This window comes from Lelliottia sp. JS-SCA-14 (genome assembly GCF_035593345.1).
Lineage (GTDB): Bacteria > Pseudomonadota > Gammaproteobacteria > Enterobacterales > Enterobacteriaceae > Enterobacter > Enterobacter wanjuensis.
Genome location: NZ_CP141606.1, coordinates 179,605 through 201,155 on the forward strand (window position 1 = coordinate 179,605; position 21,551 = coordinate 201,155).

Consider the following 21,551-nt stretch of genomic DNA (forward strand, 5'->3'; position numbering starts at 1 on the left):
CGCCACCCGACACTATCAGCTCCGCAAAACCGCGCCGGCATACCCCAGCTGGCGCCAGGCTTCATACACCACCACCGACACCGCGTTCGACAGGTTCATGCTCCGGCTGTCCGGCATCATTGGAATGCGGATTTTTTGCTCGGCGGGCAGGGCGTCAAGAATAGTGGCAGGCAGGCCGCGCGTCTCAGGGCCAAACATCAGATAATCCCCTTCCTGATAGCTCACCGCGCTGTGCGCTGGCGTGCCTTTGGTCGTCAGGGCAAACATGCGCTGCGGCTTTTCTGCTTCCATAAACGCGGCATAATCGTGATGACGCACCACGGCGGTGAATTCGTGATAATCCAGCCCGGCGCGGCGCAGGCGTTTGTCATCCCACGTGAAACCCATTGGCTCGATGATGTGCAGACGAAAACCGGTGTTAGCGCACAGGCGGATGATATTCCCGGTGTTCGGCGGGATTTCTGGTTCGAATAATACGATGTTAAGCATGCAGCCCCCTTAAAATGCGGGGGCAGGATAGCAGATATTTCCCTAACCCTCACCCGGTGCACCGTTTAGTCCCCTCGCCCCTTTGGGGAGAGGGTTAGGGTGAGGGGATCAGACCGCACCCAACCTAAGCCGCGTCCCCTCGCGCCAGCGGAGCCAGCGCCGCAGGTAATTGACTCAGCTCCTGCACCAGCGAATCCTTGCTGATCTCCCCGATAGTTTTCGCCCCGGTCAGGGTCATCGCCACTTTCATCTCTTTCTCAATCAGGTTCAGGAGATTCGCCACGCCCGCCTGGCCGTGAGTCGCGAGAGCATACAGATAAGCTCGGCCCAGCAGCACGCTGTCAGCGCCGAGGGCAATCATACGCACCACGTCCAGCCCGTTGCGGATGCCGCTGTCGGCCAGAATCGCGATATCGCCCTTCACCGCGTCGGCAATGGCTGGCAGCGCACGGGCGGAAGAGAGCACACCGTCCAGCTGGCGGCCGCCGTGGTTCGACACCACAATCCCGTCTGCGCCAAAACGCACCGCGTCGCGCGCATCTTCCGGATCGAGAATCCCTTTGATCACCATCGGGCCGTCCCAGAACTCGCGGATCCACTCCAGATCTTTCCATGAAATCGACGGATCGAAGTTATTCGCCAGCCAGCCGATGTAATCTTCCAGCCCCGTCGGTTTGCCGAGATAGGCCGAAATATTACCCAGATCGTGCGGGCGACCGTTCACGCCGACATCCCACGCCCACTGGGGGTGCGTCACCGCCTGCCAGTAGCGGCGCATGGCCGCGTTCGCACCGCTCATGCCCGAGTGCGCATCGCGATAGCGCGCGCCTGGCGTGGGCATATCTACCGTAAACACCAGCGTTGAACAGCCCGCCGCTTTAGCGCGCTCCAGCGCGTTACGCATAAAGCCGCGATCGCGCAGGACGTACAGCTGGAACCACATCGGGCGCTTGATGGTCGGGGCCACTTCTTCGATTGGGCAGACGGATACCGTCGAGAGCGTAAACGGAATGCCTTTGGCATCGGCAGCCGCAGCCGCCTGCACTTCACCACGACGAGCGTACATGCCGCACAGGCCAACGGGCGCAAGGGCAACGGGCATTGAGAGCGTCTCGTTGAACAGCTTCGTCTCCAGACTCAGGTCGGACATATTCCTCAGCACGCGCTGGCGCAACGCCACCTCGGACAAGTCTTCCACGTTGCGGCGCAGGGTGTATTCGGAGTACGCCCCGCCGTCGATGTAGTGAAACAGGAATGGGGGCAGGATGCGCTGCGCCGCGGCGCGATAGTCACTGGCTGCGGAAATAATCATGCTTTGTTCTCCCTGGAAATATCATGATCGCCGGGCAGGCGGGTAATGCGCGCCTGCCGGGCCTGATCTTCATCGAATCGTTTGATGGTGGTATGGACGAAGCCGAGGTGCGCCATCATCGCTTTGCGCGCGGCGTCGGCATCGCCTTTGAGAATGGCGTCGAGCACGGCCTGGTGCTGCTCCGTGAGCTGCGCAAAGACCGGCGGGACGAGATACATGCGCTGGCGGCTCTGTTTGACGGAGGATTGCAGCAGATCGAAAAATCCGCGCATGGTTTGCAGGAGCACTACGTTATGCGAGGCCTCGGCAATGGCGAGGTGAAAACGCACGTCCGCCTGCGAGGCGATATCCGGATTATCGCTCTGCGTCGCTTCAAAACAGGCTTTGAGCTTCTCTTTGTCGGCATCCGTGGCGCGCATCGCCGCGTGCCAGGCGGTGCTGGCTTCAATGGCGTGGCGGGCTTCGAGGATATCGAAACTGTAGTCCGGGTCGTTCTCCATCAACGTTTTGAGGGGCTGAACGATGTTTTGCTCGGACCAGTCGTCGTGCTGCCAGCGGACAAAGGTGCCGCCGCCGCGACGGCTCAGCAGCACGCCCTCGCTGACCAGCGTCGCCAGCGCCTCGCGCAGTGAGTTGCGCGACACGCCAAGCTGCGCCGCCAGTTGCCGTTCTGCGGGCAATTTCATGCCCGCTTCCAGCTGTTGTTCTTCAATCAGCGCCCGCACGCGAGAGGCGATCTCGTCGGACAGGCGTCTGGGCATCACTATCATGGAATCATCCAGGTTAAGACATAGGCCTGAAGCGTGGTGATCACGCCCACCATGCAGGTGAAAATCAGGCTGTGTTTGACGGTAAAGCGGAACAGGTCAGACTCTTTCCCCACCAGTCCAACCGCCGCACAGGCAATGGCGATGGACTGCGGGGAGATCATCTTGCCCGTCACGCCGCCGGTGGTGTTCGCCGCGACTAACAGCACATCCGAGACGCCAATCTGCTGCGCGGCGGTCGCCTGTAGCGCGGCAAAGAGGGCGTTAGACGAGGTATCGGAACCTGTCAGGAACACCCCCAGCCAGCCGAGGAATGGCGAGAAGAAGGTGAACGCGTGGCCAGTGTGGGCCAGGGCTAACGCCAGCGTCGAGGAGAGGCCGGAGTAGTTAGATATAAACGCGAAGGCCAGCACCATCCCGATGGAGTAGATCGGCAGGGCCAGTTCTTTCAGCGTGCTGGCAAAAGTCTGGATAGCGGCGGCTGGTTTCATGCGCAGCCACACCACAGAAAGAATAGCCGCAAACAGGATCGCCGTGCCGGTTGCAGAGAACCAGTCGAACTTGTAGACCGCGGCATACGGCGTCGCTTCGTGAACGACCGGCGGCATGCGGGCCACCATTTTGTCGAGGAACGGCACGGAGATATTAATCACCATGTCGTACAGCGCGCCGCCCGGAGCGAACAGCGCTTTAAACGGCGGGACGCTCCAGAGCGTCACGGTGGCGGTCAGGAACAGGAACGGTGACCACGCGCGAACAATCTGCCCGACGCTGTAATGGGTGCGCGCCAGCGTCTGATCGACCTGCGCCGCGCCCATATCGCCGAAGCGGAAGACCCGCACCGGCTGCCAGCGCTTGAGGAACAGCGTCAGGCAGACCAGCGACACCAGGGAAGAGATGATGTCCGGCAGTTCCGGGCCAATGAAGTTGGAGCTGAGATACTGGGCGATAGCAAAAGAGCCACCCGCGACAACCACCGCAGGCCAGGTCTCTTTCACGCCGCGCCAGCCGTCCATAATCGCCATGATCCAGAACAGCACGATGATGGTCAGGAACGGCAGCTGACGGCCCACCATCTGGCCGATCTCAAAGCTGTCCAGACCGGTCACCTGTCCGGCCACCAGAATCGGAATCCCCATCGCACCGAATGCCACCGGCGCGGTGTTAACGATCAGGCACAGGCCCGCGGCATACAGCGGATTAAAGCCGAGCCCGACCAGCAGTGCGGCGGTGATCGCCACCGGCGCCCCAAAGCCCGCCGCCCCTTCGAGGAACGCCCCGAAGCAGAAACCGACAATCAGCATCTGCAGACGCTGATCGGGTGTAATGGAAAGAATCGACGAACGAATAATGTCGAACTGCCCGGTTTTCACCGAGATTTTATAGACGAAGACCGCCGCAATGATGATCCAGGCGATTGGCCACAGGCCGTAGAAGAAGCCGTAAACCACCGACGCCAGCGCGTGGTCGACCGGCATTTTGTAGAAGAACAGCGCCACCAGCAGCGCAATCGCCACGGTGTACGTCGCGGCGAGATAACCTTTTAGCTTGAGTTTAATCAGCGCGAAGAAGAAGAACAGGATCGGCAGCGATGCGATCAAGCTCGACAGCCAGATATTCCCGGCCGGATCGTAGTTTTGTTGCCAGAGGCTCATTGCAGGTCTCCTGAGGACCGCACAGCCCGCTTCGCGGTGAGTCTGCGCTCATCTCGGCGTCACAGTCTGTGTAAAAGTGGTCCTGCCAATATTGTGATGTAGGGGTAATGACAACAAATGGTTAATCAAATGTTATGGGTGGGCAATGATTTTGTGAGTGGAATTGATGGAAGTGTGAACCAGGGGAAGGTTGGTCAGGGGATTGGTTGGGCCAATTTTAAATAGTGCGGTTTGGTGCCCTCACCCCAGCCCTCTCCCAAAGGGAGAGGGGGCTCAAGACAATTCCCTCTCCCTTTGGGAGAGGGTTAGGGTGAGGGGAAAAATCAGAACGCCGTCTTCGAAAAACCGGTCATTTCTTTCAGGCCCATTTCACGGCCCAGCTCGGTCATCGGGTGGACCACCACCAGACCGCGGACGCTTTTTTTCAGCTTACCCATGTCGGCCTGTTCTTTTTTGGTGATCGCACGGCGGTGCGGCATGTCCATCAGCTTCTGCGCTTCTTTGCTCAGCTTGTGGCCTTTGACCGCGCGCAGACGGTCGATTTCCGCTTCCAGCGTCGCTTTCTCTTTTTCCAGCTCGGCGTATTTGTCAGCGGACTCAACCAGCGACATATCAGCCTGCTGGTGGCGGATCAGATCCAGGCGGTCGCTCAGGCGTTTAATTTCATTCTTTTCGACTTCTTTCATCACATATAGCTCTAAAAACGGGGGAATTAAGGGAAGGATACACCAATGTGCGCAGGCTTACTTCTGAAACGCTTTTTTTAAGCTGATTCGTGAAATCAGCTCAGTCAGGGAAAGGACCATCGTGGAGCGGACAACCTGTTGATAACGAAGCTTTTGCATCGCGTACAGTTCAGGATCGCTGTTGTCAAAATGCGGGGCCGGGGGAAGGGCGCTCACGCAGTGCAGCTCGCCAAACGGGCCGAGAATTTCATCGTCGGTAAAGGTGTACTCATTCCCGTCGTGATTCAGCTCTTCGCGCAGGGCCATCAGCAGTTCAGCGTCTTCATACTCGTGCCTGCTCAGCACGCCGAGACCATAAATCAGTTTCAGGCGCACCGACAGATCGCCCAGCGGTCCGTCGCCGTCCAGTAACGGTTCTACAGCATATTTTACCGCGTAGTCGTCTTTGCGGAACACCTGAAGTACCAGAATGTTCACCGCCTCGGTGAGTAACTCGACGGCGGCAATCAGGAAACTTCGTACGGTTTTGCCAGCATTCAGACGCTCAAGCACACGGTTTTCAAAGGCCTGGGTTTGTTCCATTATTGCCTGCATATCTGACAATCTGTCGTTCGGGCGCAGGATGACCTGCGCCTGATCCTGAATCATTTGGTTGCGTTATATGCGTTAACCGCCTCCACAACCACGTCACTATTGGCCTCAAGGCCCGAAATCTCGGCCAGCGCGGCCTGTGGGCCTTTGGCATCAATCAGCTGAGCCAGCTCCAGCGCCTGCGGGTCCTGCTCGCTGCGATAGTGCATCGCGCCCGCAATCCCTTTCACCAGGTTAGCGTGCGGCAGACCGTATTCCAGCGTGCCGAGCAGCGGCTTGATCAGGCGATCGCCCGCGCTCAGTTTACGCAGCGGCTGACGACCCACGCGCTCAACGTCATCTTTCAGATACGGGTTTTCAAAACGACCGAGGATTTTTTGAATGTATGCCGCATGTTTCTCAGCATCAAAACCGTAGCGTTTGATCAGGACCGCGCCGCTCTCGTCCATGGCACCTTTTACCACCGCGCGGATTTTCTCATCGAGAATCGCATCACGAATGGTCTGATGACCGGCCAATTTTCCGAGGTACGCGGTTATAGCATGCCCGGTGTTCAGCGTGAAGAGTTTGCGTTCGACAAATGCCATCAGGTTATCGGTTAATTCCATACCTGGGATGTTCGGCAGCTGGCCCTTGAACTGGGTTTTGTCGACAATCCACTCGCTGAAGGTTTCAACGGTCACTTCCAGCGGATCGTGGGTCGCTGACTCTGACGGCGGAACAATGCGGTCCACGGCAGAATCGACAAAGCCTACGTGCTCTTCGACCCAGGCTTTATCTTCGTCCGCCACAGCGGCCATCACGTGGCCTTTCAGCTGCGTGGTGCCGCGCACCATGTTTTCACAGGCGATGATGTTCAGCGGGGTGGTAACGCCCAGGGCTTTACGTTTTGCCAGGCCTTTCGCCACGGCTGGGGCGATGCGCTCAAGCACAACCGGACCGACGGCGGTGGTCACCAGGTCAACGCTTGCGATCAGATCAACGACGTCGTCGCCAATGCTGCTGACCGCATTCACGCCGGAGACGGTTTCAACCAGCTCGTTTTCTCCCACGACGTGAACCTGATAGCTATGACGGGCATTCAGGGCGTCGAGCACCACTTGATTCACATCGGCGAATGTCAGCGTAATGCCCGCGTCTGCCAGCAGTTTGCCGATAAAACCACGACCAATATTACCTGCGCCAAAATGTAATGCTTTCATAGTATTAACCTTCATCAATGTTTTGACCCGAGAGGGCTGGGGTGAGGCATTTCCCTCACCCTAACCCTCTCCCAAAGGGAGAGGGGATAGACCGCACCCCATTTTACTCCCTCTCCCGGGGGAGAGGGCAGGGGTGAGGGCGAACGTTACTTGTTCAGCAGCGCCAGTACTTCTTCCACGCTGGTGGTCTGCGCCAGGCGCTCGATGACGGATTCGTCATCCAGGGCGTTGGTCAGGCTGGTAATCACCTGGATGTGCTCGTTGTTGCGAGCGGCGATACCAATCACCAGACGGGCGATGTCGTCTTCTTCTTCACCGAAGCGCACGCCTGCCGGGTACTGACAGAACACCACGCCGGTTTTCAGCACGCGATCTTTCGCTTCAACCGTGCCGTGCGGAACCGCGATGGACTCGCCCAGGTAGGTTGGGGTCAGTTTCTCACGTTCCAGCATCGCATCCACATATTCTGGCTCGACATAACCGCCTTTCACCAGCTGCTCACCGGCAAAGCGAATCGCTTCTTCTTTGTGGCTCGCAGTACGACCGAGGAAGATGTTCTCAGCGCCCAGACGGAACAGGTGGCTGTCGTTTGGATCAAAGCTGTCTTTCAGGCTATCACGGACTTTCACTTCGTTGTCGGTGTGACGCTGTGCTGCCACCAGACGCTCAGTCAGGCTGGTGTACAGGCCGCTGTCGAGGAAGTTAGTCAGAGAAATATGCTGCGCCTGTGGCACCTGACGCATCGCACGCTCTGTCAGATCGCGGTGCGTGATAACCAGGTCGACATCTGGCGGCAGGCTGTTGATGGCGCTGTTGGTCACGGAGATGTGGGTCAGGCCCGCATCCTGGACTTTCTTACGCAGCACGCCAGCACCCATGGCGCTTGAACCCATACCGGCATCACAGGCGACGATGATTTTGCGCACGTGGCTCAGGTCGTTAGACACTTCGCCAGCAGACAGCGGAGTTGCCGCGCCTTTGGATTCAGATTTCATATCCTGCATGCGACGGGTCGCTGCTTCGATATCGTCGTCTTCTTTCACTTTGCTGGTTTTCAGCAGGATGGCTGAGACCGCGAAGGAGACCGCCATGGCCGCACAAATTGCCGCGATGTTCGCGAAGTACGCGCCTTTCGGAGTCATCGCCAGAACCGCCAGGATGGAGCCTGGAGACGCCGGAGAAACCAGGCCGCCGTTCAGCATAGTCAGTGTGAACACACCGGTCATACCGCCGAGGATAACGGCCAGGATCAGACGTGGGTTCATCAGAACATATGGGAAGTAAATTTCGTGGATACCACCCAGGAAGTGGATGATAGCCGCGCCGCCTGCAGACTGTTTAGCGCTGCCGCGACCGAAGAACATGTACGCCAGCAGAACACCCATACCTGGACCTGGGTTCGCTTCAATCAGGAAGAAGATGGATTTGCCCAGTTCATGGGACTGCTGAATACCCAACGGTGAGAAGATACCGTGGTTGATGGCGTTGTTGAGGAACAGGATTTTCGCCGGTTCAACAAAGATAGACGCCAGCGGCAGCATGTCGTGCACGACCATGAAGTTAACGCCAGCGGCCAGCACTTTCGACAGCACTTCAACCGCAGGGCCAATGCCGAGGAACGCCAGAATCGCCAGGATCATACCGATGATGCCAGCGGAGAAGTTGTTCACCAGCATTTCGAAGCCGGATTTGATCTTGCCATCAACCCAGACGTCAAATTTCTTAATTGCCCAGCCGCCTAAAGGACCGGCAATCATCGCGCCGAGGAACATCGGCATATCCGCACCGACGATCACGCCCATGGTGGTAATCGCACCGACCACGCCGCCGCGATCGCCGCCAACCAGACGACCACCGGTATAACCGATGAGCAGTGGCAGCAGATAGGTAATCATTGGGCCAACGAGTTTCGCCAGCGTTTCGTTCGGCAACCACCCTGTCGGAATAAATAACGCAGTGATGATACCCCACGCGATAAACGCGCCGATATTTGGCATCACCATGTTGCTCAGGAAGCGACCAAAGCTTTGCACTTTGATCTTGATATCGGATGACATAAAACACCCCTTCTTCTGTTTACGCTTAGGCTTGCGGCCCGAGGTTTATCGTTAATGTGCGGCGGCAGAGGTAGCCGAGCCCTGTTCTGATGCTGTGAAATCTGGCACTGAATCGTTCAACTGTCCAGACAGCGGAATTTTGTGTGATCTCAATCACGTAAATGTAGGGGGTGGGGCTAAAAATGAAGTGATCCGTGTCACAAAAGCGGTGTGTAAAAAAAATACAGACGGGCTAAATCAGCCGTGATTGACGCTTTTCTGTGACTGAAATCACATTTCGCGTTGGCGTGTTTGTTGGATGTTTGTGATCATCTTCACAATAAATTTGAAGGCAGAATTCTCCAGGTGTGATCGTCGCCTACATCTGTTTTGTCAATTCAGCCAGGCTGTAACTCAGCAACTCATCCTTTCACGTCATCGTCATCCCTTAGTGTTATGGAGAAAAGGCGTAATGAGGATTAATCTGCTAATGTAAACTTAAGTCGATTCTTAGTCAGGATATATTTTGTCACGCTATTAAACTTGCGCGGAGTTATTTTAAAAATAATACTCCACGGCTCTAAATTATATGTGCAAAAGATTTGCGCAGTATGAAAGTTAATTTGGTTGCTTACCATTTAATATTTTTAAAGAGTTGAAGCTATTTTAGTGAGGCAAATATGTTCCTTAACTATTTCGCGCTGGGCGTATTAGTTTTCGTGTTCCTTGTCATTTTCTACGGGATCATCGCGATTCATGACATCCCCTATTTGATGGCCAAAAAACGTAATCACCCCCATGCCGATGCCATTCATACGGCAGGCTGGGTCAGTCTGTTCACCCTTCATGTTATCTGGCCGTTCCTGTGGATTTGGGCCACGCTGTATCAGCCCGAGCGCGGATGGGGCATGCAGAACCATGGTGCGCAGTCCCCGCAACAACCCGATATCGATGCCCTCTCCAGACGCGTTGCCGAGCTGGAAAACCGGCTGGCCGCGGAGCACGTCCCCGCAGATAAAAATACGCCGGAGAGCTAATCATGGATCTGTTGATCATTCTGACTTACGTCGCCTTTGCGTGGGCGATCTTTAAAATATTCCGTATTCCGGTGAATCAGTGGACGCTCGCCACCGCCGCATTAGGTGGTGTATTTATCGTCGCCGGACTCATTTTATTAATGAACTATAACCACCCTTATACGTTTACGGCGCAAAAGGCGGTTATTTCTATTCCGATCACGCCGCAGGTGACAGGTGTGGTGAGTGAAGTCACGGATAAAAATAACCAGCTGATTAAAAAAGGCGATGTGTTATTTAAACTCGATCCGGTGCGTTATCAGGCCCGAGTCGACCGATTACAGGCCGACCTGGTGACGGCAACGCACAATATCGACGTGCTGAAAGCCCAGCTTTCGGAAGCCCAGGCCAATACGACCCGCGTCTCGGCGGAGCGCGACCGTCTGTATAAGGATTATCAGCGTTACCTCAAAGGCAGCCAGGCTCGGGTGAATCCGTTCTCTGAAAGCGACATCGACAACGCGCGGCAGAACTATCTGGCGCAGGATGCGATGGTGAAAGCGTCTATTGCCGATCAGAGCCAAATTCAAAGCCAGTTAGACAGCATGGTCAACGGCGAGCAGTCGCAGATTGTCAGCCTGCGGGCCCAGCTCACCGAGGCGAAATATAACCTCGATCAGACGATTGTGCGTGCGCCGAGCGACGGGTACGTCACCCAGGTGCTGATCCGCCCCGGAACTTACGCCGCCGCGCTGCCGCTGCGTCCGGTGATGGTCTTTATTCCTGAGCAGAAACGCCAGATTGTGGCGCAGTTCCGCCAGAACTCGCTCCTGCGCCTGAAACCGGGTGACGATGCGGAAGTGGTGTTTAATGCGCTGCCGGGGCAGGTGTTCCATGGCAAGCTGAGCAGTATTTTACCGGTGGTGCCGGGTGGTTCCTACCAGGCGCAAGGCTCGCTGCAATCTCTGACGGTCGTGCCGGGAACAGACGGGGTGCTCGCCACCATCGATCTGGACCCTAATGCCGACGTAGATGCGCTGCCGGACGGGATCTACGCGCAGGTGGCGGTCTATTCCGATCACTTCTCGCATGTGTCGGTGATGAGGAAGGTGCTGCTGCGCATGACCAGCTGGATGCATTACCTTTATCTTGACCATTAAAGCCTGCCCGTCGAGTAGGTCGGGTAAGCGAAGCGCCACCCGGTGCTAACAGACCTGCACATTTTTCATTGCCTGATCCATACTTACCCTTTTGTTGGCGTAAAGGATCAGGCAATGAAACTCATCGGCAGCTACACCAGCCCCTTCGTGCGTAAAATTTCGATTCTCCTGCTGGAAAAAGGGATCACCTTCGAGTTCGTGAACGAACAGCCCTATCAGGCAGAAACCGGCGTCGCGCAGTACAACCCGCTGGGCAAAGTCCCGGCACTGGTGACCGATGATGGCGAAACCTGGTTTGATTCTCCCATTATTGCGGAATACATCGAGCTGCTCGGCATTGCCCCGGCGATGGTGCCCCGCGAGCCGAAAGCGGCGCTGATGGTGAAACAGATCGAAGCGCTGGCCGACGGCATCATGGATGCCGGGCTGGTGTCTGTCCGCGAACAGGCGCGTCCTGCGGCGCAACAGTCTGAGGCGGAGCTGGTGCGCCAGCGGGAGAAAATCAGCCGCAGCCTCGACATGTGCGAGCAGCTTCTTCAGGACGGAAAAATCAGCACCGATACGGTGAATCTGGCGACCATCGCCATCGCCTGCGCGATCGGCTATCTCAACTTCCGCCGCGTCTCACCCGGCTGGTGCGTCGACCGTCCGCTGCTGGTCAAACTGGCCGAAACCCTCTTCCAGCGGGAAAGTTTTGCCCGCACCGAACCGCCAAAGGCTTGATACGGGTTATAACACTTCACCGTGGTACGCGGTACAATCCCCCCGCACGTTGACTCCCTCTCCCGTCGGGAGGGGGGAAGGCCTTCCAACCGCCAGGCATGTTAATGACTACTCATCGTTCCCTTTACAGCCAAATCCCCGCGACCGATCGCCTGCTGCGCGATCCCCACTTCACTGCTTTGCTTGCACAGTCCGGACACACCCGCATGGTGGCGCTCCTGAATCAGATGCAGGACGAAGCTCGCCTGCACATCCAGACGCAAAACGCGCTGCCACAGTGGTGTGAAGACTGGGCGCAAGAAGCGGAGAAACGGCTGACCGCGCAAACGCATAGCGCGTTGCGCCCGGTGATTAACCTGACGGGAACGGTGCTGCACACTAATTTAGGCCGCGCGCAGCAGGCGGAAGAGGCGATTGCGGCGGTCACCCAGGCGATGCGCTCCCCGGTGACGCTGGAGTACGATCTGGACGGTGCCGGGCGCGGACACCGCGATCGCGCTCTGGCCGATCTGCTCTGTCAGATCACCGGCGCGGAAGATGCCTGCATCGTGAACAACAACGCGGCGGCGGTCCTGCTGATGCTGGCGGCGACGGCGAGCGGCAAAGAGGTGGTGGTCTCACGCGGTGAACTGGTGGAGATCGGCGGCGCGTTCCGCATTCCGGACGTGATGCGTCAGGCGGGATGCGAACTGCACGAAGTCGGAACCACCAACCGCACTCACGCCAAAGATTATCGCGCGGCGGTCAACGAAAATACCGCCCTGCTGATGAAGGTCCACACCAGCAACTACCAGATCGAAGGCTTCACTAAAACGCTGGAAGAGGCGGAGCTGGCAGAGATTGGCCGCGAGCTGAACGTGCCGGTGATTGCCGATCTGGGCAGCGGTTCGCTGGTGGATCTCAGCCAGTACGGTCTGCCGAAAGAGCCGATGCCGCAGGAGATGATCGCCGCGGGCGTGAGCCTGGTGAGTTTCTCCGGCGACAAACTGCTCGGCGGCCCGCAGGCCGGGATTGTGGTGGGCAAACGCGAGCTGATTGCGAAGCTCCAGCAGCACCCGCTGAAACGCGCCCTGCGCGCGGATAAAATGACCCTCGCCGCGCTGGAAGCGACGCTGCGTCTCTACCTCCATCCGGAAAAACTGGCCGAGCGCCTGCCGACGCTGCGCCTGCTGGCGCGCGATGCGGCCTCCATTCGTGCGCAGGCTGAATTATTGCTCCCGAGAGTCGCCGCGCACTACGTCGATTTCGACGTGCGGGTCGAATCCTGTCAGTCGCAGATCGGCAGCGGGTCGCTGCCCGTTGATCGCCTTCCCAGCGCTGCGCTGACTCTGACGCCGCGCGACGGGCGCGGAAGCCAGCTCGAAAGTTTATCTGCGCGCTGGCGTGCGCTGCCTACGCCTGTCATCGGGCGTATTTATGATGGTCGTCTGTGGCTGGATCTGCGCTGCCTTGAAGATGAAGAACGGTTTCTGGAGATGTTGTTGAAATGATTATTGCCACTGCCGGTCACGTAGACCACGGAAAAACCACCCTTTTACAGGCCATTACCGGCGTGAATGCCGACCGTCTGCCGGAAGAGAAAAAGCGCGGCATGACCATCGATCTGGGCTATGCCTACTGGCCGCAGCCGGACGGTCGCGTGCTCGGGTTTATTGATGTGCCGGGGCATGAAAAGTTTCTCGCCAATATGCTGGCCGGGGTGGGCGGGATCGATCACGCCCTGCTGGTGGTGGCCTGTGATGACGGTGTAATGGCGCAAACGCGTGAGCACCTGGCGATTTTACAGCTGACGGGCAAACCGCAGCTGACGGTCGCGCTGACCAAAGCCGATCGCGTCGAAGAGCATCGCATTGACGAAGTGCGCGAAGAGATCCGCACCACGCTGCTGGAATTTGGTTTTGCCGATGCGCCGGTGTTTGTCACCGTCGCGACAGAAGGCCGTGGAATCGACGCTTTACGCGACCACTTGCTGCAACTTCCTGACCGCCAGCACGCGAGCGATCACCGCTTCCGCCTGGCCATTGACCGTGCTTTCACCGTAAAAGGGGCCGGGCTGGTGGTGACCGGAACGGCGCTGAGCGGAGAAGTTAAAGTGGGCGACAGCCTGTGGCTCACGGGCGCGAACAAGCCGATGCGCGTGCGCGGCCTGCACGCCCAGAATCAGCCTTCAGAACAGGCGCACGCCGGGCAACGTATTGCCCTGAACATCGCGGGCGATGCGGAAAAAGATCAGCTCAATCGCGGCGACTGGCTGCTGGCCGACGCGCCGCCGGAGCCGTCCGAGCGCGTGATTGTCTCTCTGCACACCCACACGCCGCTGACCCAGTGGCAGCCGCTGCATATTCATCACGCCGCCAGCCACGTGACCGGGCGGGTCTCGCTGCTGGAAAACGACCTGGCGGAGCTGGTGCTGGATACCCCTCTGTGGCTGGCGGATAACGACCGGCTGGTGCTGCGCGATATCTCGGCGCGCGCCACCCTGGCAGGGGCTCGGGTGGTGACGCTCAATCCGCCGCGCCGCGGGAAACGTAAACCGGAATACCTGCAATGGCTGGCGGCACTGGCGCAGGCGGAAGAGGACCAGGCCGCGCTGGCGGTGCACCTCGATCGCGGCGCGGTGAACCTGGTGGATTTCGCCTGGGCGCGCCAGCTGAGCGGTGACGGTTTGCGTCAGCTCACGCAGCAGCCGGGCTTTATCCAGGCCGGGTACAGCCTGCTGAATGCCCCGGTGGCCGCCCGCTGGCAACGCAAAGTGCTGACCACGCTCGCCACCTATCACGAACAGCATCAGGACGAGCCAGGCCCAGGCCGCGAACGCCTGCGCCGCATGGCGCTGCCGATGGAAGACGATGCGCTGGTGCTGCTGCTGATTGAAAAGATGCGCGAAAGCGGGGTGATCCACAGTCATCACGGCTGGCTGCATCTTCCCGATCACAAAGCCGGGTTTACCTCCGAGCAGGAAACGATCTGGCAAAAAGTGGCCCCGCTGTTTGGCGACGAGCCCTGGTGGGTTCGCGATCTGGCTCGTGAAACGGCGACGGATGAAGTGGTGATGCGCCAGGTATTACGCCACGCCGCGCAGCAGGGGCTAATTACCGCGATCGTTAAAGATCGTTATTACCGTAACGATCGCATCGTGACTTTCGCGAGTTTGATCCGCGAACTGGATCAGGAGAAGGGATCGACCTGCGCCGCCGATTTCCGCGATCGCCTGAACGTCGGTCGCAAACTGGCGATTCAAATTCTGGAGTATTTCAATCGTATCGGCTTCACGCGCCGCCGCGGCAATGACCATCTGCTGCGCGATTCCCTCCTGTTCCCGAAGACCGAGCAATAAGCGCGCGATCGAATCCGTGATACGCGTCGTAAAGCCGTAAGCAGCTGGCGAGAAAATCGCCAGCTGTGACTACCCTTGTTAGACACCAACAGCAAGGAGACGGTCATGACGAACAATCCTCCCTCAACGCGTATGCAGCCTGGCGAGTATGGTTATCCCCTCAAGCTAAAACCCCGGTACGACAACTTCATCGGCGGCGGCTGGGTCGCGCCGGTCGATGGCGAATATTACTCAAACCTGACGCCAGTCACCGGGCAGCCGCTGTGTGAAATCGCCAGCTCTGGCAAAAAAGATATCGATCTGGCGCTGGATGCGGCGCACAAAGCGAAAGAGAAGTGGGCGCACACCTCCGTGCAGGACCGCGCGGCGATCCTGTTCAAAATCGCCGACCGCATGGAGCAAAATCTGGAGCTGCTGGCGGCGGCCGAGACCTGGGATAACGGCAAACCGATCCGTGAAACCACCGCGGCAGACGTCCCGCTGGCAATCGATCATTTCCGCTATTTTGCCTCCTGTATTCGCGCCCAGGAGGGCGGGATCAGTGAAGTCGACAGCGACACTGTCGCCTATCACTTCCAGGAGCCGCTGGGCGTGGTCGGGCAAATTATTCCGTGGAACTTCCCGCTGCTGATGGCGAGCTGGAAAATGGCGCCTGCGCTGGCGGCAGGCAACTGTGTGGTGCTCAAACCGGCGCGTTTAACGCCGCTGTCGGTGCTTCTGCTGATGGAAATCATCGGCGATCTGGTCCCGCCGGGCGTGATCAACGTGGTGAACGGTGCGGGCGGTGAGATCGGCGAATACCTGGCGACCTCAAAACGCATCGCCAAAGTGGCCTTTACCGGCTCGACGGAAGTCGGGCAGCAGATCATGCAGTACGCCACGCAGAACATCATTCCCGTAACCCTGGAGCTGGGCGGCAAATCGCCGAACATCTTCTTTGCCGACGTGATGGACGAAGAGGACGCCTTCTTCGACAAAGCGATGGAAGGATTTGCCCTGTTCGCCTTTAACCAGGGCGAAGTTTGTACCTGCCCAAGCCGCGCGCTGGTGCAGGAATCGATTTATGAACGCTTTATGGAACGCGCGATTCGCCGCGTGGAGTCAATCCGCAGCGGTAACCCGTTGGATAGCGTGACGCAGATGGGGGCGCAGGTTTCGCATGGGCAGCTGGACACCATCCTGAACTACATCGATATCGGTAAAAAAGAGGGCGCGGATGTCCTGACCGGTGGTCGGCGTAAAGTGCTGGAGGGCGATCTGAAAGACGGGTATTACCTTGAGCCGACGATTCTGTTTGGCAAAAACAGTATGCGCGTCTTCCAGGAGGAGATATTTGGCCCGGTGCTGGCGGTCACGACCTTTAAAACGCCGGAAGAGGCGCTGGAGCTGGCTAACGATACGCAATACGGGTTGGGAGCCGGGGTCTGGAGTCGTAACGGGAATCTGGCGTACAAAATGGGGCGCGGCATTCAGGCCGGGCGCGTCTGGACCAACTGTTATCACGCCTATCCGGCCCACGCGGCATTCGGCGGATATAAACAGTCGGGCATCGGGCGTGAAACCCATAAGATGATGCTGGATCACTATCAACAGACGAAATGTCTGCTGGTGAGTTATTCAGATAAACCGCTGGGACTGTTTTAATTATTCTGAGCAGGTCGCCCCCGGGACGGCCTGCTTAATACGTTCGCGAAGACTGTTCAGCACTCCATCCAGAATGTATTGCACGCGCCACGGCTGATATTCCCGCTTGCGGAAAATAGCCGTCAGATCCAGCCACCACTCCTCCTGATGCGAGAAGCAGGGCATTAAAATCCCCTGTTCAATCTCGCTTTTCAGGCTCTCTTTTGGCGCAAAAACAATACCAAGATGATTACGCGCCAGTTCCAGCGCCGTTTGCGTATTATCACAAATATAGTTTCCGGTGACTTTATAATCGCGAACTTCTTCGCTGCCGTGAACGCGAAAACGCCAGATATTGGCATCGTCAACCAGAATGGAATCCAATAAAATACAGGAGTGTTTAATTAAATCGTCCGGGCTGTTAATTGGACGTTTTAGTATATATTCCGGAGTGGCAAAGGCGGTGACGGAATATTTTGTCAGCTGATAAGCCACCAGGCTTTCATCTTTCGGCTGAGCATAGGTAATTAAAATATCGCAGTCGTCTGGGAAAGAGACCCCTTCAGACAATTCGTTGCGATTCGGATTATAGGTTTTCAGGCAAATGCGGATATCGCCGATCTCTTCGAGCTGGTGGATCACATGGCGGGCGAGGTAGGTGATGATGCCGGTGGGGGCGTAAATCGTCACCCGTCCGCTTTTTTCATGCTTGTAGTCGGCAATAAAATTAATGAGTTGGATATTTTTATCCAGTGAAGCATTTATATAAGGCAGCAATACCTCACCAAACTGCGTCAGCGCCAGCTGGCGCGTCGTGCGTTCGAAGACTTTCAATCCGACGCGGGTTTCGAAATCCGAAAGATATTTACTGACGTTCGCCTGCGCCATCCCTAACAAAGCGGCGGCGTCGCCAATGCTGCCCGTTGCAGCAATGACGGAGATAATTTTTAACTCACGCGGCTTAATCTGTAAATTATTCATCACGAACGCCCATCTATATGATTTTATATATAATATTATATAAACTACTTCGTTGCATCGGCAAATTTGTAACCATTATTATTCGCCTCGTTTGTTAGGCATTTAATGGATACAGGGAATGATTATCAAAAAGAATTTGCTCATCACCGCAACGTTATTTTTCGCCTCATCCGCTATGGCGGGTGAATTTTCATTGGGTGCGGGCGCTGTTTTCAATGAATCGCCTTACAAAGGGTATAACGAAAATACGACGGCGGTTCCGCTGATTAGTTATGAAGGCGATAACTTCTACGTGCGTCAGACCACGGCCGGTTGGGCCTTCTGGAAAGACAGTAAGAATGAACTGAGCCTGACGGCGTCCTGGATGCCGCTGCACTTCGATCCCGACGACAACGATGATCACGCGATGAAGCAGCTCGACGAGCGCAAAGCGTCGGTGTTTGTGGGCGGCGCGTACTATCGCCACGAAAGCTGGGGTAGCCTGAAGTTCGGCGTCGCGGGCGATGCAATGGACGAAAGCGGCGGCGTGGTCGGTGAGATTACCTACTTCCATCCGATCCGCATGGAGCGTCTGACGCTGATTCCAGCCGTGGGCGTGTTCTACTACGACGAAAACTTCAATGACTACTACTACGGTGTTTCCGGAAAAGAGTCTCGTCACAGCGGCCTGAACGAATACAGCGCGGGTGACAGCTGGAACCCGTACGTTGCGCTGACCGCAAAGTATCAACTGACGCAGAACCTGTTCCTGAACGCCAGCGCGGCTTACACCGTCTTGCCGGATGACGTCAAAAACAGTCCGATGGTTGATCGCGATGACAGCTTCGTGCTGATGACCGGCGTGAGCTGGCGCTTCTAAGTCTCAACAAGCGGTCCTCAGGGATGAGGGCTGCTTCACTCCCTTCCCCGGTGGTGCTGTGCCTGCCCGACCTGCGATTATCAGGCCGGGTAGGTTTAGCGTCGTCGGGCTTTACGATCCTGCCTGCAAATTCAGATGTAACCCTCTCTCTTGCACATTCTCTTTGCGTAGCGCCTTCCTTTCAGAGGCTGCTTGGGTGCTCTTACTCAGGTATACGGATTCGCTGTCTCTTTTAAGTTAAATTTACCTATTCACCTTTGTCTTTTTGTCTCTTTTAAGTGACAATAAAAACATGTGCGGTGAGTAAGGGAAACGAGATGTACAAGTCTCAGTTCTACACGGACGCAAACGGCGAAAAGCCCTTCAATGACTGGCTGACAAAGCTAAAAAACAAAGACCGGATAGCAGCAGCAAAGATTGATACAAGGATAGACCGGGCCGAAGCGGGTAACTTCGGGGACCACAAGTTTGAAAGAGATGGAGTTTGGGAGTTACGAATTAATTACGGCCCAGGCTATCGTGTTTACTACTCGTTAGAAGACGGTGAAATCATTCTCTTACACATCGGCGGAACGAAGAAAACACAGGACGCCGATATAGACAAAGCAGTTGAATACCTCAAAGATTTTAAAGCGAGGGTGACAAAATGACAGTAGCTCACAAAAAGGGGGCTGCCCGCGAGGCGGCCGCAATCGCACCGGCTGTAGACCGTGACAAGCTCATGATTGAAGAATTACGAGCCGATCCTGATTACGCTGATCTTTACCTAAAAACCGCACTCGAAGATATAAATGAGGAAGGCGGATTAGGTGGCTTCCTCATAGCTTTACGACGTGTATTAGAAGCTCGCGGTGGAATTACAAAAGCGGCTAAAGAGACAGGACTGGCTCGGCAAAGTATCTATAGGGCGTTATCAGAAAACGGAAACCCAACGGTCACGACACTCGCACAGCTCGCCGCCGTAGCGGGTCTACAGTTAACATTAAGCAAAGCACCACACTGACATTTAGCCCACGTTATGCCCTTAGGAATCCCCAGCATCATGTAGCGGGGAAAACAGAACGGGCATGGATATAGTGATCTACTGATTATGCCAATAATTCAATGAGATCACTTCCATGCCCTATCCTGCGACATTCTCCGCGGGCTTTACACCTCATCCACCCATATCCGCATTTCGCCTTCTCCACGGTTGGCCCAGCTAAACCACGGAATAAATGTCAGCGTCTGATTGTGTGATGCAGTCGGTGCGCGGTCATATTGCCAGAGCGGTTGCGATTCGGACTCAGTGGCGCGGTGTGCAATGCCTTCAGCCTGAATCAGCATCTTGTGGGCGAATAACCCTTTCCCTTCGAAAACACGGAAGGCGCTATCGGCGGGCAGCGACAGATTGTGTAATCCCGGACCGTTATCCGCTTCTTCCAGGCAATAGACCAGCGGGCCGCGCTGCACCGCCACTTTGCCCGCCTGCTGGCGCACCTGCGGGTTGCCGTACAGACGGCGGACCGGCATCGGGAGCGTCAGGGTGATGGAATCTCCCTCCTGCCAGCGGCGGGTGAGGTAACAATATCCCTGACGCACATCGACGGTCACGATTTCACCATTCAGTGCCACCCGTGGCGTGTCGCACCAGTCCGGCAGTCGCAGCGCGAGAGTGTGCTCGACCGGAACCGGCGAGGTGATGTCGATGTTCACCTGATCCTGCCACGGATAGTGACCGCTGATACGCAGCTGCAGCTCGTTATCGCCCACCGTAATCACCGCGCTGTTGCCGACGTAGAGGTTGATAAAGAGCGCATCCGGGCGCGCGGTGTAGATGTAGTGACCCAGCGAGGTCAGCACGCGGGCGATATTCGGCGGGCAGCAGGCGCAGCCGAACCAGCGCTGACGAATGGGTTTCACGTGATCGTAGATATGATTGAAGGCCAGTGTTTTGGGATGCACCTCCAGCGGATTCACGTAGAAAAAGTGTTTGCCGTCCAGCGCCATCCCGCCCAGCACGGTGTTGTATAACGCCCGCTCCATGACGTCGGCGTACTGGCTATCCGCTTCCATCTCCAGCATCCGGCGGGCGAACATCATCAGGCCAATCGACGCGCAGCTTTCGGCATAGACCGTATCGTTCGGCAGATCGTAGTCGCTGCTGAAAGCTTCACCGCTGCTCTGGGAGCCGATCCCGCCCGTAATATAGAGTTGACGCTGCACCATGTTCTTCCACAGGCGCAGGCAGTCCTGACGTTTGCTTTCATCCCCGCTCAGTCGCGCGAGGTGCGCCACGCCGGTCATCAGGTAGACGAAGCGCACGGCGTGCCCGATGGCCGTTTGCTGCTCGGCGAGAGGCTGATGCGCCTGGCTGTAGGCTTTGTCTTTGACCATCCACGCCGGGCCGTACGTATTCCAGTGCGACGTTCTGCCGCGTTTTTCATATTCGATATCGTAAAAATGCGGCTGCGCGCCGCGCTCCTCAACGAAATATTTTACCAGGGCCAGATAGCGTGGCTCCTGGGTGACGTCGTACAGGCGCATTAACGCCAGCTCGATTTCGGGATGACCCGGGTAGCCGTGCAGCTGGTTTGCACCGGGGCCAAACACGCTGTCGATGTGGTCCGCCAGTTTGCACACTACCTCTAACAGCGTGCGTTTGCCGGTGCCCTGGAAGTACGCCACGCCCGCTTCAATCATATGCCCGGCGCAGTAAAGTTCGTGGCACTCCGCGAGGTTGGTCCAGCGTTCGCCCGGTGCCTTCACGGTGAAATAGGTGTTGAGATAGCCATCGTCGCATTGGGCGGCGGCCACCAGGTCAATCACCTCGTCGGCGGTTTTCTCAAGCGCCGGATCGGGTTTCTGGCACAGGGACCACGCTACGGCCTCAAGCCACTTGGCGACATCGCTGTCCTGGAAAACCATGCCGTAAAACTCCCCTTGCTCCAGCCCGGCAGCAATACGGAAATTGGTTATAGCGTGGCTCGGCTCTGCTTCCGGGATGCGGTCGTTTAGCGCATCCCATTGATAAGGAATGACCACATCACGTACCAGCTGTTGATACTGGCCGAGGAAGGGATCGTTGATTTTGAGCTTATGCAGGTCGGGTTCCATGATGGACATGTTGTTCTC

19 protein-coding genes are annotated in these 21,551 nt (G+C 56.9%); 9 read left to right on the plus strand and 10 right to left on the minus strand.

Going from position 1 to position 21,551, the window contains the following annotated elements; translation table 11 throughout:
* Nucleotides 1-15: 15 nt before the first annotated feature.
* The 8 genes from trmL to U9O48_RS00880 form a co-directional block, all read right to left on the minus strand.
* Nucleotides 16-489, minus strand: a complete 474-nt coding sequence (trmL, locus tag U9O48_RS00845; RefSeq protein ID WP_285146197.1) for a tRNA (uridine(34)/cytosine(34)/5-carboxymethylaminomethyluridine(34)-2'-O)-methyltransferase TrmL — start codon at nucleotides 487-489, stop codon at nucleotides 16-18.
* 124 nt (nucleotides 490-613) lie between these two features.
* Nucleotides 614-1,801 carry an FMN-dependent L-lactate dehydrogenase LldD gene (gene lldD / locus U9O48_RS00850; RefSeq protein ID WP_285146196.1) on the minus strand — a complete coding sequence of 396 codons (1,188 nt, stop codon included), beginning with the start codon at nucleotides 1,799-1,801 and terminating at the stop codon, nucleotides 614-616.
* A complete protein-coding gene (gene lldR, locus U9O48_RS00855) occupies nucleotides 1,798-2,571 on the minus strand; it encodes a transcriptional regulator LldR (RefSeq protein ID WP_282492030.1) in 774 nt (257 codons plus the stop codon). The genes lldD and lldR overlap by 4 nt, the downstream gene beginning before the upstream one ends.
* Nucleotides 2,568-4,223: an L-lactate permease gene (gene lldP / locus U9O48_RS00860; protein ID WP_324723319.1), complete on the minus strand. Its 1,656-nt coding sequence runs from the start codon at nucleotides 4,221-4,223 to the stop codon at nucleotides 2,568-2,570. The genes lldR and lldP overlap by 4 nt, the downstream gene beginning before the upstream one ends.
* Nucleotides 4,224-4,546: 323 nt before the next feature.
* Complete coding sequence (locus tag U9O48_RS00865) at nucleotides 4,547-4,909, minus strand: YibL family ribosome-associated protein (RefSeq protein WP_282492028.1); 363 nt, start codon at nucleotides 4,907-4,909, stop codon at nucleotides 4,547-4,549.
* A 57-nt stretch (nucleotides 4,910-4,966) separates the two neighbouring features.
* Nucleotides 4,967-5,557: a mannitol operon repressor MtlR gene (gene mtlR, locus U9O48_RS00870; RefSeq protein ID WP_282492027.1), complete on the minus strand. Its 591-nt coding sequence runs from the start codon at nucleotides 5,555-5,557 to the stop codon at nucleotides 4,967-4,969.
* A complete protein-coding gene (gene mtlD / locus U9O48_RS00875) occupies nucleotides 5,554-6,717 on the minus strand; it encodes a mannitol-1-phosphate 5-dehydrogenase (protein WP_324723320.1) in 1,164 nt (387 codons plus the stop codon). Before mtlD ends, mtlR begins: the two co-directional genes overlap by 4 nt.
* A gap of 131 nt (nucleotides 6,718-6,848) precedes the next feature.
* Nucleotides 6,849-8,759 carry a PTS mannitol transporter subunit IICBA gene (locus tag U9O48_RS00880; protein WP_282492025.1) on the minus strand — a complete coding sequence of 637 codons (1,911 nt, stop codon included), beginning with the start codon at nucleotides 8,757-8,759 and terminating at the stop codon, nucleotides 6,849-6,851.
* A gap of 659 nt (nucleotides 8,760-9,418) precedes the next feature.
* Between U9O48_RS00880 and U9O48_RS00885 the strand changes: the two genes are divergently transcribed.
* The 6 genes from U9O48_RS00885 (at nucleotide 9,419) to aldB (ending at nucleotide 16,618) form a co-directional block, all read left to right on the plus strand.
* Nucleotides 9,419-9,775: a DUF3302 domain-containing protein gene (locus U9O48_RS00885; RefSeq protein ID WP_282492024.1), complete on the plus strand. Its 357-nt coding sequence runs from the start codon at nucleotides 9,419-9,421 to the stop codon at nucleotides 9,773-9,775.
* 2 nt (nucleotides 9,776-9,777) lie between these two features.
* Complete coding sequence (locus U9O48_RS00890; RefSeq protein WP_282492023.1) at nucleotides 9,778-10,914, plus strand: HlyD family secretion protein; 1,137 nt, start codon at nucleotides 9,778-9,780, stop codon at nucleotides 10,912-10,914.
* A gap of 114 nt (nucleotides 10,915-11,028) precedes the next feature.
* A complete protein-coding gene (locus U9O48_RS00895) occupies nucleotides 11,029-11,637 on the plus strand; it encodes a glutathione S-transferase (RefSeq protein WP_103947728.1) in 609 nt (202 codons plus the stop codon).
* A 104-nt stretch (nucleotides 11,638-11,741) separates the two neighbouring features.
* The gene (selA, locus tag U9O48_RS00900; RefSeq protein ID WP_324723322.1) at nucleotides 11,742-13,127 is read left to right on the plus strand and encodes an L-seryl-tRNA(Sec) selenium transferase; all 1,386 of its coding nucleotides are present in this window, start codon (nucleotides 11,742-11,744) and stop codon (nucleotides 13,125-13,127) included.
* Entirely contained in the window at nucleotides 13,124-14,974 is a 1,851-nt protein-coding gene (selB, locus tag U9O48_RS00905; protein ID WP_324723323.1) for a selenocysteine-specific translation elongation factor, read from the plus strand. Before selA ends, selB begins: the two co-directional genes overlap by 4 nt.
* A gap of 105 nt (nucleotides 14,975-15,079) precedes the next feature.
* Nucleotides 15,080-16,618: an aldehyde dehydrogenase AldB gene (aldB, locus tag U9O48_RS00910; RefSeq protein ID WP_282492019.1), complete on the plus strand. Its 1,539-nt coding sequence runs from the start codon at nucleotides 15,080-15,082 to the stop codon at nucleotides 16,616-16,618.
* Here aldB and U9O48_RS00915 read toward each other — a convergent pair whose 3' ends face one another.
* The gene (locus tag U9O48_RS00915) at nucleotides 16,619-17,578 is read right to left on the minus strand and encodes a LysR family transcriptional regulator (protein ID WP_324723324.1); all 960 of its coding nucleotides are present in this window, start codon (nucleotides 17,576-17,578) and stop codon (nucleotides 16,619-16,621) included.
* 118 nt (nucleotides 17,579-17,696) lie between these two features.
* Here U9O48_RS00915 and U9O48_RS00920 point away from each other — a divergent pair, with 118 nt between their 5' ends.
* From U9O48_RS00920 to U9O48_RS00930, 3 genes are all read left to right on the plus strand, one after another.
* Entirely contained in the window at nucleotides 17,697-18,437 is a 741-nt protein-coding gene (locus U9O48_RS00920; RefSeq protein ID WP_324723326.1) for a MipA/OmpV family protein, read from the plus strand.
* A gap of 317 nt (nucleotides 18,438-18,754) precedes the next feature.
* A complete protein-coding gene (locus tag U9O48_RS00925; RefSeq protein WP_324723327.1) occupies nucleotides 18,755-19,087 on the plus strand; it encodes a type II toxin-antitoxin system RelE/ParE family toxin in 333 nt (110 codons plus the stop codon).
* A 71-nt stretch (nucleotides 19,088-19,158) separates the two neighbouring features.
* Nucleotides 19,159-19,440: a DNA-binding protein gene (locus U9O48_RS00930; RefSeq protein WP_390888419.1), complete on the plus strand. Its 282-nt coding sequence runs from the start codon at nucleotides 19,159-19,161 to the stop codon at nucleotides 19,438-19,440.
* Between the two features lie 146 nt (nucleotides 19,441-19,586).
* Here U9O48_RS00930 and U9O48_RS00935 read toward each other — a convergent pair whose 3' ends face one another.
* Entirely contained in the window at nucleotides 19,587-21,542 is a 1,956-nt protein-coding gene (locus U9O48_RS00935; RefSeq protein ID WP_324723328.1) for a glycoside hydrolase family 127 protein, read from the minus strand.
* Nucleotides 21,543-21,551 lie beyond the last annotated feature (9 nt).

Bases quoted from the DNA above. Each gene is read 5' to 3' on its own strand.
- trmL (WP_285146197.1), bottom strand. From the start codon at position 489: ATGCTTAACATCGTATTATTCGAACCAGAAATCCCGCCGAACACCGGG.
- lldD (WP_285146196.1), bottom strand. From the start codon at position 1,801: ATGATTATTTCCGCAGCCAGTGACTATCGCGCCGCGGCGCAGCGCATC.
- lldR (WP_282492030.1), bottom strand. From the start codon at position 2,571: ATGATAGTGATGCCCAGACGCCTGTCCGACGAGATCGCCTCTCGCGTG.
- lldP (WP_324723319.1), bottom strand. From the start codon at position 4,223: ATGAGCCTCTGGCAACAAAACTACGATCCGGCCGGGAATATCTGGCTG.
- U9O48_RS00865 (WP_282492028.1), bottom strand. From the start codon at position 4,909: ATGAAAGAAGTCGAAAAGAATGAAATTAAACGCCTGAGCGACCGCCTG.
- mtlR (WP_282492027.1), bottom strand. From the start codon at position 5,557: ATGATTCAGGATCAGGCGCAGGTCATCCTGCGCCCGAACGACAGATTG.
- mtlD (WP_324723320.1), bottom strand. From the start codon at position 6,717: ATGAAGGTTAATACTATGAAAGCATTACATTTTGGCGCAGGTAATATT.
- U9O48_RS00880 (WP_282492025.1), bottom strand. From the start codon at position 8,759: ATGTCATCCGATATCAAGATCAAAGTGCAAAGCTTTGGTCGCTTCCTG.
- U9O48_RS00885 (WP_282492024.1), top strand. From the start codon at position 9,419: ATGTTCCTTAACTATTTCGCGCTGGGCGTATTAGTTTTCGTGTTCCTT.
- U9O48_RS00890 (WP_282492023.1), top strand. From the start codon at position 9,778: ATGGATCTGTTGATCATTCTGACTTACGTCGCCTTTGCGTGGGCGATC.
- U9O48_RS00895 (WP_103947728.1), top strand. From the start codon at position 11,029: ATGAAACTCATCGGCAGCTACACCAGCCCCTTCGTGCGTAAAATTTCG.
- selA (WP_324723322.1), top strand. From the start codon at position 11,742: ATGACTACTCATCGTTCCCTTTACAGCCAAATCCCCGCGACCGATCGC.
- selB (WP_324723323.1), top strand. From the start codon at position 13,124: ATGATTATTGCCACTGCCGGTCACGTAGACCACGGAAAAACCACCCTT.
- aldB (WP_282492019.1), top strand. From the start codon at position 15,080: ATGACGAACAATCCTCCCTCAACGCGTATGCAGCCTGGCGAGTATGGT.
- U9O48_RS00915 (WP_324723324.1), bottom strand. From the start codon at position 17,578: ATGAATAATTTACAGATTAAGCCGCGTGAGTTAAAAATTATCTCCGTC.
- U9O48_RS00920 (WP_324723326.1), top strand. From the start codon at position 17,697: ATGATTATCAAAAAGAATTTGCTCATCACCGCAACGTTATTTTTCGCC.
- U9O48_RS00925 (WP_324723327.1), top strand. From the start codon at position 18,755: ATGTACAAGTCTCAGTTCTACACGGACGCAAACGGCGAAAAGCCCTTC.
- U9O48_RS00930 (WP_390888419.1), top strand. From the start codon at position 19,159: ATGATTGAAGAATTACGAGCCGATCCTGATTACGCTGATCTTTACCTA.
- U9O48_RS00935 (WP_324723328.1), bottom strand. From the start codon at position 21,542: ATGTCCATCATGGAACCCGACCTGCATAAGCTCAAAATCAACGATCCC.